Here is a 15639-nt window from a genome sequence, read left to right as displayed (position 1 = left end):
GATTGTTAGTTTCATCGGATGATATTGTTTAAGTTCATCTAATTACAACTTTTGTGTTAAGCTGTATGTGTTTTCTTATCTATACAGAAAGAGGTGCTTCTGAATACGCCGTCGCAGCTTTCATTACCTTTATCTACGCCCGATGATGAAACCTTTGCCAGTTTTATTACTGGCGAAAATGGTATTTTATTAGCGGCCATTAAATCTGCTATTAATCAATTCCATAGTAGCTATATATATTTTTGGTCTCAGCAAGAAGGTAGTGGTAAAAGCCATTTATTGCATGCCGCATGTACTGAATTGTCACAAAAAGGCGAGGCGGTTGGTTATGTTCCTCTGGATAAACGTAGCTATTTTGTCCCTGATGTTTTAGATGGTATGGAGCATTTAGCGCTGGTTTGCATTGATAATGTTCATTGCATTGCCGATGATGAAGAGTGGGAAATAGCACTTTTTAATTTATATAATCGTATCTTAGAAAACGGTAAAAGCTGTTTATTGATCACCGGGGATAAGCCGCCAAGGTTGATTGATTTAACTTTACCTGATTTAGCATCCAGACTCGATTGGGGGCAGATCTATAAACTTCATCCACTTAGTGATGAAGATAAGATCCAGGCACTACAATTACGCGCTAAATTACGCGGTTTTGAATTATCTGAAGAGGTTAGTCGTTTTGTATTAAAGCGTTTGGATAGAAAAACCCGTACACTATTTACTATGTTAGATGAGTTAGATCATGCTTCGATTGTTGCTCAGCGTAAACTGACTATTCCCTTTGTTAAAGATATTCTTAAGCTTTGATTTAAGAGGTAAACTTGTTTTACCTCTTCAAGATAGAAAACTATTTAAATAGCTTTTTGACTAATTCTGGTGGACGACCAAGCTGAGCATGACCATTGACAACAACAATCGGTCGCTCTATCAATATCGGATTATCATGCATTGCTTGGAGTAACATATCGTCTGATAACGAGTGGTCAGATAAATTAAGTGTTTGATAAATTGTTTCATTGCGCCTCATTAATTGACGAGGTTCAGTGAAACCTAATTGTAAAAGTAAGGTTTTTAAGCTATTGGTGCTTGGTGGTGTTTTAAGATATTCAATGATGCGCGGTTTAACCCCCATATCCTCTAATAGTTGTAGGGTTTGTCGGCTTTTTGAACAACGAGGATTATGATAAATGGTCACTTGGTGAGTCATTGGATAAGTTCCTTAGCGTTTTTGTAATTGTTTATCACGAATTTGTAACTGGCGTAGTGCATCAATGCGCGCATCATATCTGGCTTGATCATAACTGCCAATTTTTGTTAACCGACTGGCATCAGTAAGATATTGAATGGCAGTATTATAATTGCCACGTAAAGCCATACCTTCAGCATAAGCAGCTAACTCTTCACTTCGCTTAGCTTGTTTAGCTGAAACTTCAGCCAGCAAAGTCCAACCATTTAAGTCATTGGGATTATCAAAGGTGTATTTACGTAACAATTGACTAGCTTGTTGATACTGATTATTAGCAAGGTAGGCATTAGCCAAATTGATTTGTAACACTGGGTCGTTTGGAGTTTTGGTTAGTGCACTTTGTAAACGAGAAATCGCCTTTAGGGGTTGATTTAACCCAATCTCTATATCGGTCATGAGATCAATAAACCAGGAATTAGTGGGTTGTTTAGCTAAAAGTAAGTTCATAATATTACTCGCAGCCTGATATTTTTTATCTTTATTAAGTTGTAGTGCATGACCATAATCAGCCGCCATTCTTTCTTTAGCATCACCCTGACTATATTGTGATAAAATTTGTTCAAGAATGGTTTTTTGCCCGTCTGTATACATGGCAAGAATGCGCACTCGAGCCAGCATAAAATCCAGTGATGGAGGAAGATTAATTTTCGGGTATTGATTTGAACGATTTAGCGCATCAGCTAAACGACTATCGGGTAATGGATGGGTTAATAGCATTTCAGGTGGTTTTGACATATAACGGCTCTGATGGGCTAAAATTTGCATAAAGTCAGACATGGCGCGCGGATCGAATCCGGCTCGACGTAAAGTTTGTATGCCAATTCGATCAGCTTCTTGCTCGTTAGATTGCGTAAAGCTTATTATACCTTGCTGCACTCCGGCTAATGTTCCCGTTAGCGCTGCAATACCTGCTTGTGGATTAGCCATCACTAACAGTGCTGAGCCAATAGCGCCTATCCAGGCCAAGGGTGCATTTCGTTCACGATCCTCTAGCATACGGGCAAGATGTCTTTGTGTTACATGAGAAATTTCATGCGCGATCACTGAGGCTAGTTGACTTTCATTCTGGCTATAACGAAAAAGGGCAGAATGGAGAACGACATTACCACCAAAATAAGCATAAGCATTGATATTAGGGTTATTTATCATGTAAAAATGGAACGGTGTTTTTACTGAGTGGGCATTTTTTACTAAGCGCATGCCGAGATGATTAATATATTGATTTAATAAGGGATCGTAAATAAGTGGTGTGCTAGCACGTAATTGGCGGGTTAATGCGTCACCAATAATGATCTCTTGATCAATAGTTAATGTACCACCTGCTGTAGTACCAATATCCGGCAGATTATCGTCAACAGCGGTATAAACAGGTTTCATAGGAACTGCTAACATTATTGTTATTACAAGAGTAATGAGTGGTTTAGTAAATTTTGTATTCATAAACCGAAAGTATCCCTTATGATTGATTATATTATTAAATGACATTTTTTATGATAGCAAACCTTACTGGATAATCTGTCAATTGGTATAATTTCGTGGATTAAAAGGCTAATTTACCACATTCAGGAGTGAATATATGCTGGAGATGTTTTTGCAATGGTATCGTCGAAGATTTTCAGATCCTCAGGTCGTTGCATTGTTTATCAGCCTGATTATCGGTTTTTGTATCATTTTCTTTTTTCATGATATTTTAGCTCCTCTATTGGTTGCTATCGTGTTGGCTTATTTACTTGAATGGCCAACCCAAAAACTGGGTAAGTTAGGCTTATCAAGGCTGGCGGCGGCGTCCATTGTGCTGACAATATTTATGGGTATTAGCGCCATGGTTTTTTTAATTATTGTGCCCATTGTTTGGCAGCAAGGAATGAATTTATTATTTGATTTACCCTCAATGGTGAATAGCTTTAATGAATATGCCAAGGCTTTGCCTGAACGTTACCCCGCTTTGGTCGATGCCGGTATTATTGATATGATAGCGGATAATTTACGCAATCGTTTATCAACGTTAGGTGAATCTGTCGTTAAGTACTCTGTTGCCTCACTTATTGGCATTATTACCATAGCAATATATCTGGTTTTAGTACCCCTAATGGTATTTTTTCTGTTGAAAGATAAAACGAGAATGATACGTGGATTACAACGTATTTTACCTCGTGATCGGTTATTAGTCGGACAAGTTTGGCAGGAGATGAACCAACAGATCACTAACTATATCCGTGGTAAAGTTATTGAAATGATGATTGTTGGTATCTGTACATATATTGCATTTGCTTTTTTAGGTTTGCGCTATTCGCTATTTCTGTCAGTACTGGTTGGTATTTCTGTTTTGATCCCCTACATTGGCGCAGTGGTGGTTACTATCCCTGTAGTATTAGTTGCGCTTTTTCAATGGGGTATTGGACCCGATTTTTGGACTTTACTCATCGCTTATTTAATTGTTCAGGGGCTCGACGGCAACTTATTGGTGCCCATACTATTTTCTGAGGCAGTTAATTTGCATCCACTGGTTATTATTTTATCTGTCGTGGTCTTTGGTGGGCTTTGGGGCTTTTGGGGCGTATTTTTTGCCATTCCATTGGCAACGTTAATTAAAGCCGTAATGCATGTTTGGCCGGAAGATAATCTAGTAACTAAAAAATAGTGTTTAATTGTTAATTGCCAGCAAAACATGCAAAGGCAATTAACAATCGATTTTAATCACGGATGGGTAGTGAGATAATCCATTACAATTTGGTGATGATCCGCTGTTTTGAATTTGTCAAAAACATGTTCAATTTCGCCTTTGGTATTAATTAGGAAACTGATACGATGAATACCATCAAACGTTTTTCCCATAAACTGTTTTGCTCCCCATACACCGAATTTTTCCGCAACCTCATGCTTGTAATCCGATAGTAATGTAAATTCTAGCATCTCTTTTTCAGCGAAACGTGATAACTTTTCTGGTTTATCAGTACTGATGCCTAAGACTTCGACACCCATTTGTTTTAATTTATCCCATTCGTCACGTAATCCACAAGCTTGTATTGTGCAACCGGGAGTCATTGCTTTGGGATAAAAATAAATCAAAACTCTTTGACCAAGATAATCAGATAAATTGATTATTTCGCCATCTTGGTCAGGCAGGCTAAATTGAGGGGCCTTATCACCGGCTTTCAATGGGCTCATTAGATTCTCTCCATTTAATGCTATATGTTATTGCGATTTGCTGATAATGCTAATTGTACCTTGGGTATTTAATTTTGTGCACAATTGTTTAAATCTATTTTTGCTAATTCATACATTAGCATCAATAAAATTTTGGGCATTTATAGCAATTTCAAGTTTTCATCCTACTTGTCTATGGCTTGATCTTTTTTAATACTAGTCCGGCCAGCTTGAAGTTATGGTTAATAAATAATCAAGTAAATTGTTTAATTATACCTAGCGACATAAACAATAACTTTGAATATTGTATGGTAACCATAAAAAAAAGCTCATGCCAAGATAAAAAACAAGTATATCAATATAATACGCTGACAGACTGAGGAGTGATTAAATGATATTTAATGGAATAAAATAGGCACTTTTTGACTAATTTTTTAATTTTAAAAGATTTATTTGCTGATAAAATAATAAATAGGGCGAGAAAAATAAACGGAAAGTAGGCTGATAAATCATTATTTATTTTTCTTAAAATAGAGAAGTTATTAATAAATTTCATTAAATATTGTGTATGAGAAGGTTTTTTTCTTTAGACTGAAAAAGTACCATAATTTTAATATCTCATTTAGGAAAAAGGTTATGGTTAATAATTCTATTGCAGATCGGAATTTTTTGCGTGGAAGTCTTGCTGCGCTTGTTACCCCAATGGACATAAAAGGACAAATAGATAAACCTAGTCTGAAAAAACTAGTTAATTATCATGTGGATAATGGTACAACCGCGATCGTATCTGTTGGCACAACTGGCGAATCAGCGACTCTTGAGCATAGAGAGCACTTGGAGGTGGTATTGATGACCTTAGAGTATGCTGATGGTAGAATCCCGATTATTGCCGGTAGTGGCGCAAATGCCACCCAACAAGCGATTGCAGTCACTAAATCTTTGGAAAAAACGGGTATTGTTGCTTGCTTGGCGGTAACACCTTACTATAATAAACCCTCACAAGAAGGACTCTTTCAGCATTTTAAAGCCATTGCTGAACAGACAGATTTGCCGCAAATCTTATATAATGTTCCTTCGCGTACCGGATGTGATTTATTACCTGAGACAGTTGCTAGATTAGCAAAGTTAGGTAATATTGTTGCTCTTAAGGAAGCCAGTGGTGATTTAAGTCGCGTGAATCGCATCCGCAGATTAATTAATGATGATAATTTTATTTTGCTAAGTGGTGATGATGCAACTGCGTTAGACTTTATACAATTAGGTGGGCAAGGGGTAATTTCTGTAACAGCCAATATTGCCGCCAAATTAATGGCTGAAATTTGCAAGCTAGCATTAACAGGAAAGTATGCCGAAGCGCATAAGTTAAATTATCGACTAAGTGAATTGCATCATCAATTATTTATTGAGCCTAATCCCATTCCAGTTAAATGGGCTTGTTATCAGTTAGGACTTATTAATTCTGATACATTGCGCTTACCGATGACACCATTAACACAGACCGGTCAGATAGCGGTACAAAGGGCGCTAAAGATCGCTGATTTACAAAAAATTTAGGGAAATTTAATGGCAACATTATTGCACAAATCAAAAGCTGTTAAGCTGGCAGGACTGTCACTTGCGATATTTTTGGTCGCTTGCACGACTAATCAACGTTATAAGCGTCAAGTAAGTGGTGACGAGTCATATTTAAATACACCACCGTTAAAAAATTTGACTATTCCTCAAGGTATGTCGTTACCATTACAAAACGGTGAATATGATATTCCGCCCGCTAATCAAAATGGTTCTGTAGGTAAAGCATTAGATATTCGCCCTCCCATTCAAACCCTTTCGTTACTTAGTGACACCCATACCGAAAATAGTCCAACAGCAAGTCGCTTATTTTTAAGTAATACAGCTGAAAACAGCGCTCTTTGGTCGCAAATTAACGCTATTTTGCCACAAAAAGCGATTAACGTTACGCAAAAAAATGATTCTGACCATTTCTTGATAACCGATTGGATTACCTGGCCGCGAGGAGATGAAGATATTCCTCTACAAACTCGGCACAAAATTCAGTTGACTCCACAAAATAATCAAATAGTCATCACGGTCACTAATGAAGGCATAAAGCAGGGTGAAGAGACAATTGCCGATCCGGTAGAAATCCAACGCTATAATATTTTAATGTTAAATGAGCTGATTGATTCAATAAATAAATTACGTAATAACGCAACCCTTTCTGATGCCCAGGGTCGTTATGCCATTATAGATGTGCAAACGGGTAGTGATAGCAGTGGATTACCGCAAATTATCGTGCGTGCACCTTATGATGTTGTTTGGGATAGATTACCCTCTGTGCTTGAAAGTATTGGTATGCAAGTTGGTGATCGTAGTCGTTCAACGGGAGCGATTAACCTCACTTATAATGGTATGAGTGATAGTGATTGGCAAGCGATTGGCGTCGATAATCCAACTATGGCAAAAGGCGATTATAAATTGCAAGTGGGTGATATGAATAATCGTAGTAGTCTGCAATTTATGGCAGTGAAAGGGACCACCTTAACACAAAAACAAAATGATGAAATGGTCGCGGCATTAAAAGTGGCGTTTAGTAAAGTGAGCAGTAATTAGTTAATAAAACTGAGTTTATTACGCTTACTTATAATATTGCCTAAATAAATGATAGATGGTTTATAGTGGTTTATTCACTATAGATCATCTGTTTTTTTATTTATTCTCTGGGTTTTGGGCTAACAAATGTTTCCTTTATAGTTATTTAATTAACATATATAACCGTTAATCTGTTATTCTCACTCATCTAACGAAGTAAACGTTTGCGTCTTGCTTTAATGTCCCATAAAAGCGTTTTTTTATTAAAATGATCAAAGTTCGGAGTCAATAAAATGCAGAAAAAAGCTGAGTTGTATCGCGGAAAAGCGAAAACCGTATATCTTACGGATGATCCTAATTTATTAGTATTAGAATTTCGCAATGATACATCGGCACTAGATGGTGAGCGTATAGAGCAGTTTGAACGTAAGGGAATGATAAACAATAAATTTAATCATTTCATTATGCAAAAACTGGCGCAAGCCGGCATTCCAACCCAAATGGAACGCTTACTGTCAGATACTGAATCATTAGTAAAAAAATTAACCATGATCCCCGTTGAATGCGTAATTCGTAATCGAGCAGCCGGTTCATTAGTTAAACGGCTGGGTATCGAAGAGGGTAAGTTGCTTGAGCCACCAATTTTTGATCTGTTTTTGAAAAATGATGCCCAGCATGACCCAATGATTAATGAGTCTTACTGTGAAACTTTTGGCTGGGTTAGCAAGGCGCATCTTCGTGAGATGAAACGATTAAGTTATAAAGCAAACGAAGTATTAAATACAATTTTTGATAAAGCAGGCTTGATTCTGGTTGATTTTAAACTTGAATTTGGCCTGTTTAATGGTCAAGTTGTCTTAGGTGATGAATTTTCACCAGATGGTAGTCGTTTATGGGATAAAAAAACCAAGGATAAATTAGATAAAGATCGTTTTCGTCAGCGTCTAGGTGGATTAATTGAAGCTTATGAAGAGGTTGCTAAGCGTATAGGTGTTTGCTTAGATTAAAGAAGTTTTTGGCAAAAAACCTCAAGAAGGGATTGCTTAACAACCAACATTATTTTATTGATTGCTCATATTGGCTATTACTTTTAATAATTAATTTGTAAGAGCAGCTTATGTATTTATTGGCTGCTCGCAGGGTTTTATTAGATTAACGAGATAAATAGACTACAGGGTAAATTGCTATGGTAAAATTTTAATCTTTTTTATAAATATGAAATTTATGTTTTTTTTGGCTACTTTTTAATTTAATTGGTGATTGTTTTTACTGGATTTTTATCGTGTTAAATTAATATTTTTATTATTAAATAAACTAAAATAGTTAAATATAACTAAATAAAGCAATTAGGTATGAAAAAATTAAATTATATGCATGGCTTAAATTCTTTAGCGTTAATTATGTTGTTATTTATCAATAAGATAGATGAATTTTAATATTCCATTTATTAACTGAAATAACGGCAAAATTAAAAATTAATTAGATAATAGTATAGTTAATAATGTCTACAATACTTATGAAAAAATCAATTTAGCATATTTGGCTATGATAGTGATTAGTCACGATATCCTCGCCGTTACAACAGTAATTATGCAAATATTCAATACGGTTGTGCATCAATATTTTATCGTTTCTCTTTGACCTGCAATTAATTTTTGTGCTTAGTTTTTATTACATAGCTCTTTTCTATTTGTTCCGCAGCATTGAAATGAATTTATTAAATTTATCCTATTGAGAGTTAATAATTACACAATAATCAAGATGATTCGCTATAATCCCATCAAGGGCTAATTATTCATGTCATATTGGGAGATGATATGCGCTGGCGGGATCATCGTAGAAGCGATAATATTGAAGACCGACGAAATCAATCGGGCAGAATGGGATCACCTTTTGGTGGCGGTGGAATGCGGTTGCCATTACGTGGAAAAAGTGGTTTATTCATTTTGGTAGTTGTTTTCGTTGCCGGCTATTATGGTATCGATTTAACCAGTTTTATTACAGGCGACTCCAACATCAATTCCTCTCAACAAGCCAATTACCAACCGATCAGTGCTAAAGATCAGCAGTTAGCTGATTTTACTTCAGTTATATTGGCTTCAACTGAAGATGTCTGGCAAAAAGAGTTTAGTCGGGTAGGGCGTAGTTATACGGAGCCTAAATTAGTACTTTATCGAGGTTATACTACTACTGCCTGTGGCACTGGTCAGGCAATTATGGGACCATTTTATTGTCCGGCTGATCAGAAAGTTTATATTGATTTGTCTTTTTATGAAGAGATGAAAAATAAACTCGGGGCAGGTGGTGATTTTGCACAAGGCTATGTTGTGGCCCATGAAGTGGGTCATCATGTGCAACATTTATTGGGTATTGATCAGAAAGTGAGAGAAGCGCAACAAAGTATGAGTCGTACCGAAGCGAATAAGCTTTCGGTGAAGCTTGAACTTCAGGCTGACTGTTTTGCTGGCGTTTGGGGGAATAAAATGGACGAGCAAGGTCTGCTAGAAGAAGGAGATTTACAACAAGCGTTAGCTGCCGCTCAGGCAATCGGTGATGATCGTTTACAGCAACAAAGCCAGGGACGTATTGTGCCCGATAGTTTTACTCATGGTACCTCAGAGCAGCGTTATACTTGGTTTAAAAAAGGCTATGACAGTGGTGATTTTAAAAGTTGCAATACTTTTGGCGCACTTTAGTACGATAAAAGTCGCTGTAAGTTAGCATCCTTGTAGCGACTAATAGAGTTTTATTATTTATTTTGCTCAGTCATGATTTATTGATAGGATAATTAATTATATATTTTTATTGGTAAATAATTTTATGGGTAATTTTGATCCAACCTTGCTGATTTTATTAGTGTTGGCCGGCTTAGGAATAATTAGTCATAACATGACGGTTACACTGGCAATGTTATTTTTGCTGGTAGTTCGCATTACGCCGCTTAATAATTTTTTCCCTTGGATTGAAAAATATGGCTTGAGCATAGGTATTTTGATTTTAACTGTTGGTGTAATGGCTCCCATCGCAAGTGGCAAAATCTCACCCCATGAGGTTGTTAACGCTTTTTTTAACTGGAAATCGTTGTTGGCGATAGTGATTGGCATTTTAGTCTCTTGGTTAGGCAGTAGAGGCGTTTCTTTGATGTCGAATCAACCATCAACAGTTGCTGGATTATTAGTTGGTACGGTGATAGGTGTTGCTGCTTTTCGTGGTGTTCCTGTTGGTCCATTAATCGCAGCAGGTCTGCTCTCTTTATTGATTGGCAAGTTTTAGTGACAATTACCAGCCTAATTAATTTACAATCTCAGTTGTCCATTCATGGTCAACGCCGCTTACTGGTGTTAAGTGGTCATAGCAACTGGATCCTTGAACAGCTAATAGCGCTTAAACAAGGGATGATTGGGGATTGGCAAACCATTTCACCGCATTGGCCTGATGCTATACCGCCACAAAAAGCGGCGTCACTATTAGGACAAGAATTCTTACATGGTGTTTTTGATGCCACAAAGGGACTTCATACGGAAGCATTGCTAATGTTGGCAGGGACGCTAAAAGCGGGTAGCTATCTTATTATTTGCCTACCTGAATGGGCAACCTGGTCTCAGCAGCCAGATCAAGATAGTCAACGCTGGAATGAAATGGCGTCGATAATAGCAGTGCCAAATTTTGTTTCTTGGTTAAAATATCATCTACAACAAGATGCGAATGCCTTGCTATGGCGTGAAGGTAAACCTTTTATTGCTGATGCGCTACCCCAATTAACGGCTTGGCATCAGCCCACTGGCCAACCAACCATCGAACAAGAAAAAATTTTGCAGCGTCTACTGACTGTGGAGGCAGGAATTTGGGCATTAGTCGCGCCGCGTGGTAGAGGAAAATCTGCCTTGGCTGGTATGCTGATTGAACGGTGGCAGGGGACATGTTGGGTTTGTGCACCAGCAAAATCAGCGTCAATGATATTAACTCACTATACCAACAAAAAAATTCGCTATTGGTCAATTGATAATTTATTGGCTGATTGCCAATCACAAAAACCACATGAAGTTGATTGGTTAATTGTTGATGAAGCGGCGATGCTCCCGATTGGACAATTAAATCAATTAACACACTATTTTCCACGCTTACTGTTTACGACGACTGTTGATGGTTATGAAGGTACAGGGCGAGGATTTTTGCTAAAACTTTGTGCTCAATTAGCACAATGTCATATTCTCTCTTTAACCACTCCGATCCGTTGGGCATCGAATGATCCATTGGAAAATTGGTTAAATAATAGCTTATTATTAAAAGAATATTTACCCAAACCAACAACGATAACTAAATTAAATAACCATCACATTACGTTGTTACTCATAACGCAATCTTTATTGATTGAAAAGCCGCAATTATTATCAGCCATTTATAGTTTGCTGACTAACGCGCATTATCGTACTTCACCCCTTGATTTAAGACGTTTATTGGATGCGCAAGGAATGCACTTATTGGTTGCGCAACAAAAAAAACAACTGCTAGCGGTATTATGGTTAGTTGATGAAGGGGGACTATCTGCATCGCTTGCTCATGAAGTATGGGCTGGACGGCGTCGACCTAGCGGTAATTTAGTTGCTCAATCTTTAGCAGCACACAGTTATTTTCCGCAAGCGGCACAAATGAATTCTCAGCGAATAAGCCGTATAGCCGTTATTGCTGCTTTCCGTCGCCAGGGTGTAGCAACAAAATTACTCACTTTTTGTCAACAGCAGGCGATTAACGAGGGAAAAGATTTTCTTTCTGTTAGCTTTGGCTATTGTGAACAGTTGCAGGCCTTATGGCAGCAAAATGGTTTTCATTTGGTCAGGGTCGGTAGCCGTAAAGAAGCGACCAGTGGATTTTATACTGCTATGGCGGTATTGCCCTTATCACCAAAGGCTAGACAATGGGTGTCACGAGCGCAGTATTTGTTAAAGCGGGACGCTTTTTATATCAATCAGTTAACTGGTTTAACACTAGCAGCGATTAAAGATGATCAATTAAATGATGAAGATTGGCAGGTTTTGGCCGGCTTTGCTTACGGCAATAGAAGTTTTTCAGCTAGCTATTCAGCAATTCGACGGTTATTAATGCAGTCGTCACTGCCTTTAAAAGCGACTAGAATTCATTGTGAACATAATTTATCTATTGAGATATGTTGTCAGCAGTTAAAATTGACAGGACAAAAAATATGGTTAAAACAGGTGCGCAATGATATTGCAGACGCATTATTAGAATTAGACTGGCAGCGAGCAGAAAAACTTAAATCATGGGTTAATGCTTCTTTTGATTAGGCCAGTCATCTTCATCATCCCATTTGTTATTAAAATCACGATGAGGAGGAAGTTTGGGTTTATTATCTAAAAAACGTTTAGGATCAATTTTTTGCATCTGTTTGACAGCGCTCCAGATAATACCAATCAGGATCAGAATGATAATCCACCAGTAATCAGCTAACCAATGCATAAACTTTTTCCATTAGCAAATGTAGTAAATAAAAGTATACTCTGTTTTTCTTTATCGTATAACTATTATTGATTTCAGTATGCATTTACAACGAATTTTACTTATTATTGTGGGCTGGATTAGTATTGTCTTAGCGACATTTGGTTTACTTTTACCCTTATTACCTACTACCCCTTTTTTGCTATTAGCTGCCTGGTGTTTTTCTCGCTCATCGCCACGTTTTCATCACTGGTTACTTTATCACTCATGGTTTGGTCAATATATTCGCCATTGGCAACAGCATAAAGCGTTGCCTAAAGGCGTTAAAATTAAGCTAATTATTATTATTTTATTTACTTTTATGTTCTCACTTTGGTTAGTAAAAGCTTGGTGGATCAGAGGGGGACTATTAATTATCTTAGTGATATTACTCGGTTATATGTCAAGATTGCCAGAAATCAATGGGTCGAAAAATTAGTCCAATTTTTATCGGATTAAGATTAAAGCTAGTTAACTAAAATTTTATGCCGGTAATAATATTTTTTGCATAATTTGCTGATAAATAAGGCTTAATTGCTGTAGATCAACAACGCTTACACATTCATCAACTTTATGAATGGTTTCATTTATAGGGCCTAATTCAACAATTTGTGCACCCATTTTAGCAATAAAACGGCCATCAGATGTGCCGCCATCGGTTGATAGCTGAGGTTGATAGCCACAATATTGCGCTATGACCTGGCTAACAATATTAATTAATTTGCCTTTTTCTGTTAAAAAAGGATGACCGGATAATGACCACTCAATTTTATAATTAAGTTGATATTTTTTTAGGATTGTTTCAACTTGCTGGCGAATTTGTTGCTCGGTGAGCTCGGTGCTAAAGCGAAAATTAAATTGTATAACTAATTCACCAGGAATAATATTATTACTGCCAGTGCCAGCATGGATATTGGAAATTTGCATGCTGGTGGGAGGAAAAAAAGCATTACCGTCATCCCATTTTTTATTAACCAGTTCATTTAAAAAAGGTAATGAACTATGTATTGCATTATTGGCTAAATGTGGATAAGCGATGTGCCCTTGGATTCCTTGGACGGTGAGTTTGGCGGTTAGTGAACCTCGCCGACCATTCTTGATAATATCACCAAGCTTAACCTGGCTAGTCGGTTCACCTACAATGCAATAATCAATTTGTTCGTTGCGCATCATTAATTTATCAACCACTTTTACCGTTCCATTAGTCGCTTTAGCCTCTTCGTCTGAGGTAATTAAAAAGGCTAATCGGCCAGCATGGTTGGGAAAATCAATAATAAATCTTTCGGCGGCAACAATCATTGCCGCAAGGGAACCTTTCATATCGGCTGCTCCACGGCCATAGAGCAGTCCGTTATTTAATGTTGGTGTAAAAGGAGGATAACGCCAATTCTGAGTTGCACCTGCCGGAACAACATCGGTATGTCCAGCAAAAACTAGCGTTTCACCTTGTTCCCCATGATATGCCCATAGATTGGCGGTATCGTCAAAGGGCATGACTTCAATTGAAAAACCAATTTTTTTCAATCGATTGATTAAAATAGTTTGACAGCCATGATCATTGGGGCTAACAGAGGGTTGTTGAATAAGTTGTTGCGCAAGCTTAAGAACAGGACAAATCATAGTTAGCCTCTGTGATGCAGAAATTGTTGATACTCGTCTATTGAAAATCCAAGTAGATAATCGTTATTGGTAGTTGTTAATAATGGGCGTTTAATAATTGCTGGATATTTTAACATTAACTCTTTAGCAGTTGTGGCATCAATAATATTCGCTTTTTGCTCATCGGACAATTTTTTCCAGGTCATACCACGTTTATTGATCAAGGCTTCCCATCCTAAATATTGAATAAAAATTTCGAGTAATTCAATTGAGATCCCATCCGTGCGATAATCATGAAATTGATAGATTATATGATGATTATCGAGCCACTGACGCGCCTTTTTAATAGTATCACAATTTTTTATACCATAAAGTACGTAACTTGTTGATGTTGACATCATAATTTCCTTTTTGGATATGAAGCACTAAGATCTCTATAATGCTGCAAAATGCGATAATAATCTATATAAGGCTACAATTAAGCACAATACTTATTAAATTTATGAGAAATCGAATATAAAAATATTTAATAAAATATATTTTACATCATATAAAATGATGCATTAATTAAGTAATGCATATACATATACTATGTGTAATGTGATTTTTTATTAATAAATCATTTCTTCTTCCTTTAGTGATATTTTGTTTATGCTATATTTATTTAGCGCGCATATAAACTAGGCTGGCTTCTAAGCGAGAACGCACATTAAGCTTTTTCAATAAATTACGAATATGTACTTTGACTGTTTCTTCAGAAATAAAAAGATATTTAGATATTTCTCTATTTTTTAATCCATTAGCAATTTCACGTAATACTTCAAATTCACGTTTTGTTAATGAAGAAAGTGGATCTTGATATTGATGACGATTATTTAAATACTGATGAATTTGATTGCTAAAAACCGGTAAACCATTTGCAGCACTTTTTAGGCTATTAACTAACATATCTAATTCGCAATTTTTTAATAAATAACCATTAGCTCCAGCATCGATAGCATTATAAACATCAATTCTATTAGCAGAAAAAGAGAGAATTAATATATAAGATTTAATACCTTCTTTTCGAATTTGACGAATAACTTCAGGACCATACATATTAGATATATTAATATCCATCATAATAATATCTGGTTTTAATTGATTAGCTATATTAATAACATCAATACCATTACTGACTTCGGCAACAACACTAAATTCATGTGCAGCTTTAATGAGTTGTTTTAAACTATGACGTATTAGGGGATGTTCATCAACCAACATTATTGAATGATTAGACATAGTATATTCCTTTTTAAAAAGCCTGTAGAAATAAATGGTGTTTTTACAACTGATTTTAATTATTAGTCTTAAAAGTTTTTTGAAAAAATGAAACAGTGCAAGAATATAAGAAAAACAATATTAATGAAATAACCAAAAGGTAATTATCTTAAATAAAAAACACATGGAATTTAATAATTTTAAATTCAATAATCTTAAATTTTATAATTATGAAAAAATTAATATTATAAATGTAATTAGTTTTACATTTTAATTTTAATATTATTTAGTTATGTTATTTTTGC

The 15639-nt window shown here is 36.2% G+C and carries 16 protein-coding genes; 9 read left to right on the top strand and 7 right to left on the bottom strand.

Annotation, left to right across the window (positions count from 1 at the left end; all coding sequences use genetic code 11):
• Nucleotides 1-81 precede the first annotated feature (81 nt).
• Entirely contained in the window at nt 82-804 is a 723-nt protein-coding gene (gene hda, locus ArsFIN_RS10925) for a DnaA inactivator Hda (protein ID WP_071846860.1), read from the top strand.
• A gap of 40 nt (nt 805-844) precedes the next feature.
• Here the strand turns inward: hda and arsC are convergent, their stop codons facing one another.
• Together arsC and bepA are read right to left on the bottom strand one after the other, a co-directional pair.
• Nucleotides 845-1204: an arsenate reductase (glutaredoxin) gene (gene arsC, locus ArsFIN_RS10920; protein WP_026822584.1), complete on the bottom strand. Its 360-nt coding sequence runs from the start codon at nt 1202-1204 to the stop codon at nt 845-847.
• 12 nt (nt 1205-1216) lie between these two features.
• Nucleotides 1217-2683, bottom strand: coding sequence for a beta-barrel assembly-enhancing protease (gene bepA / locus ArsFIN_RS10915; RefSeq protein ID WP_026822583.1), 1467 nt, complete (start codon nt 2681-2683; stop codon nt 1217-1219).
• A gap of 136 nt (nt 2684-2819) precedes the next feature.
• Between bepA and ArsFIN_RS10910 the strand changes: the two genes are divergently transcribed.
• Nucleotides 2820-3884 carry an AI-2E family transporter gene (locus tag ArsFIN_RS10910; RefSeq protein ID WP_026822582.1) on the top strand — a complete coding sequence of 355 codons (1065 nt, stop codon included), beginning with the start codon at nt 2820-2822 and terminating at the stop codon, nt 3882-3884.
• A 56-nt stretch (nt 3885-3940) separates the two neighbouring features.
• Here ArsFIN_RS10910 and bcp read toward each other — a convergent pair whose 3' ends face one another.
• Nucleotides 3941-4411 (bottom strand): thioredoxin-dependent thiol peroxidase, encoded by a 471-nt coding sequence (gene bcp, locus ArsFIN_RS10905; RefSeq protein ID WP_026822581.1) that lies wholly within the window; start codon nt 4409-4411, stop codon nt 3941-3943.
• Between the two features lie 615 nt (nt 4412-5026).
• Here bcp and dapA point away from each other — a divergent pair.
• The 6 genes from dapA to ArsFIN_RS10875 all read left to right on the top strand — a co-directional run bounded on the left by dapA (nt 5027) and on the right by ArsFIN_RS10875 (nt 12285).
• Nucleotides 5027-5944 carry a 4-hydroxy-tetrahydrodipicolinate synthase gene (gene dapA / locus ArsFIN_RS10900; protein ID WP_034249492.1) on the top strand — a complete coding sequence of 306 codons (918 nt, stop codon included), beginning with the start codon at nt 5027-5029 and terminating at the stop codon, nt 5942-5944.
• A gap of 9 nt (nt 5945-5953) precedes the next feature.
• Nucleotides 5954-7003, top strand: coding sequence for an outer membrane protein assembly factor BamC (gene bamC / locus ArsFIN_RS10895; RefSeq protein WP_026822579.1), 1050 nt, complete (start codon nt 5954-5956; stop codon nt 7001-7003).
• 272 nt (nt 7004-7275) lie between these two features.
• Nucleotides 7276-7989 carry a phosphoribosylaminoimidazolesuccinocarboxamide synthase gene (gene purC, locus ArsFIN_RS10890; protein ID WP_026822578.1) on the top strand — a complete coding sequence of 238 codons (714 nt, stop codon included), beginning with the start codon at nt 7276-7278 and terminating at the stop codon, nt 7987-7989.
• An 810-nt stretch (nt 7990-8799) separates the two neighbouring features.
• Complete coding sequence (gene ypfJ / locus ArsFIN_RS10885; protein ID WP_026822577.1) at nt 8800-9678, top strand: KPN_02809 family neutral zinc metallopeptidase; 879 nt, start codon at nt 8800-8802, stop codon at nt 9676-9678.
• 124 nt (nt 9679-9802) lie between these two features.
• The gene (locus tag ArsFIN_RS10880; protein ID WP_026822576.1) at nt 9803-10255 is read left to right on the top strand and encodes a DUF441 domain-containing protein; all 453 of its coding nucleotides are present in this window, start codon (nt 9803-9805) and stop codon (nt 10253-10255) included.
• Entirely contained in the window at nt 10255-12285 is a 2031-nt protein-coding gene (locus ArsFIN_RS10875) for a tRNA(Met) cytidine acetyltransferase TmcA (protein WP_026822575.1), read from the top strand. The genes ArsFIN_RS10880 and ArsFIN_RS10875 overlap by 1 nt, the downstream gene beginning before the upstream one ends.
• On the opposite strand, the gene ArsFIN_RS10870 is transcribed toward ArsFIN_RS10875, so the two are convergent.
• Nucleotides 12266-12457, bottom strand: a complete 192-nt coding sequence (locus ArsFIN_RS10870; RefSeq protein ID WP_026822574.1) for a YpfN family protein — start codon at nt 12455-12457, stop codon at nt 12266-12268. The genes ArsFIN_RS10875 and ArsFIN_RS10870 overlap by 20 nt on opposite strands.
• 79 nt (nt 12458-12536) lie before the next feature.
• On the opposite strand from ArsFIN_RS10870, the gene ArsFIN_RS10865 reads away from it, so the two are divergent.
• Complete coding sequence (locus ArsFIN_RS10865; protein ID WP_026822573.1) at nt 12537-12914, top strand: DUF454 family protein; 378 nt, start codon at nt 12537-12539, stop codon at nt 12912-12914.
• Between the two features lie 44 nt (nt 12915-12958).
• On the opposite strand, the gene dapE is transcribed toward ArsFIN_RS10865, so the two are convergent.
• The 3 genes from dapE to ArsFIN_RS10850 form a co-directional block, all read right to left on the bottom strand.
• Nucleotides 12959-14095: a succinyl-diaminopimelate desuccinylase gene (gene dapE / locus ArsFIN_RS10860; protein ID WP_026822572.1), complete on the bottom strand. Its 1137-nt coding sequence runs from the start codon at nt 14093-14095 to the stop codon at nt 12959-12961.
• 2 nt (nt 14096-14097) lie between these two features.
• Nucleotides 14098-14472: an ArsC family reductase gene (locus ArsFIN_RS10855; protein ID WP_026822571.1), complete on the bottom strand. Its 375-nt coding sequence runs from the start codon at nt 14470-14472 to the stop codon at nt 14098-14100.
• A 262-nt stretch (nt 14473-14734) separates the two neighbouring features.
• Nucleotides 14735-15355 carry a response regulator gene (locus tag ArsFIN_RS10850; RefSeq protein ID WP_026822570.1) on the bottom strand — a complete coding sequence of 207 codons (621 nt, stop codon included), beginning with the start codon at nt 15353-15355 and terminating at the stop codon, nt 14735-14737.
• Between the last annotated feature and the right edge of the window lie 284 nt (nt 15356-15639).

This window comes from Arsenophonus nasoniae (genome assembly GCF_004768525.1).
Lineage (GTDB): Bacteria > Pseudomonadota > Gammaproteobacteria > Enterobacterales > Enterobacteriaceae > Arsenophonus > Arsenophonus nasoniae.
This window is presented reverse-complemented; position numbering and strand designations above follow the sequence as displayed.

What these genes read in the sequence shown, in the direction of transcription:
- arsC (WP_026822584.1), bottom strand. Translation starts at nt 1,204, where the DNA reads ATGACTCACCAAGTGACCATTTATCATAATCCTCGTTGTTCAAAAAGC.
- bepA (WP_026822583.1), bottom strand. Translation starts at nt 2,683, where the DNA reads ATGAATACAAAATTTACTAAACCACTCATTACTCTTGTAATAACAATA.
- ArsFIN_RS10910 (WP_026822582.1), top strand. Translation starts at nt 2,820, where the DNA reads ATGCTGGAGATGTTTTTGCAATGGTATCGTCGAAGATTTTCAGATCCT.
- bcp (WP_026822581.1), bottom strand. Translation starts at nt 4,411, where the DNA reads ATGAGCCCATTGAAAGCCGGTGATAAGGCCCCTCAATTTAGCCTGCCT.
- dapA (WP_034249492.1), top strand. Translation starts at nt 5,027, where the DNA reads ATGGTTAATAATTCTATTGCAGATCGGAATTTTTTGCGTGGAAGTCTT.
- bamC (WP_026822579.1), top strand. Translation starts at nt 5,954, where the DNA reads ATGGCAACATTATTGCACAAATCAAAAGCTGTTAAGCTGGCAGGACTG.
- purC (WP_026822578.1), top strand. Translation starts at nt 7,276, where the DNA reads ATGCAGAAAAAAGCTGAGTTGTATCGCGGAAAAGCGAAAACCGTATAT.
- ypfJ (WP_026822577.1), top strand. Translation starts at nt 8,800, where the DNA reads ATGCGCTGGCGGGATCATCGTAGAAGCGATAATATTGAAGACCGACGA.
- ArsFIN_RS10880 (WP_026822576.1), top strand. Translation starts at nt 9,803, where the DNA reads ATGGGTAATTTTGATCCAACCTTGCTGATTTTATTAGTGTTGGCCGGC.
- ArsFIN_RS10870 (WP_026822574.1), bottom strand. Translation starts at nt 12,457, where the DNA reads ATGCATTGGTTAGCTGATTACTGGTGGATTATCATTCTGATCCTGATT.
- ArsFIN_RS10865 (WP_026822573.1), top strand. Translation starts at nt 12,537, where the DNA reads ATGCATTTACAACGAATTTTACTTATTATTGTGGGCTGGATTAGTATT.
- dapE (WP_026822572.1), bottom strand. Translation starts at nt 14,095, where the DNA reads ATGATTTGTCCTGTTCTTAAGCTTGCGCAACAACTTATTCAACAACCC.
- ArsFIN_RS10855 (WP_026822571.1), bottom strand. Translation starts at nt 14,472, where the DNA reads ATGTCAACATCAACAAGTTACGTACTTTATGGTATAAAAAATTGTGAT.
- ArsFIN_RS10850 (WP_026822570.1), bottom strand. Translation starts at nt 15,355, where the DNA reads ATGTCTAATCATTCAATAATGTTGGTTGATGAACATCCCCTAATACGT.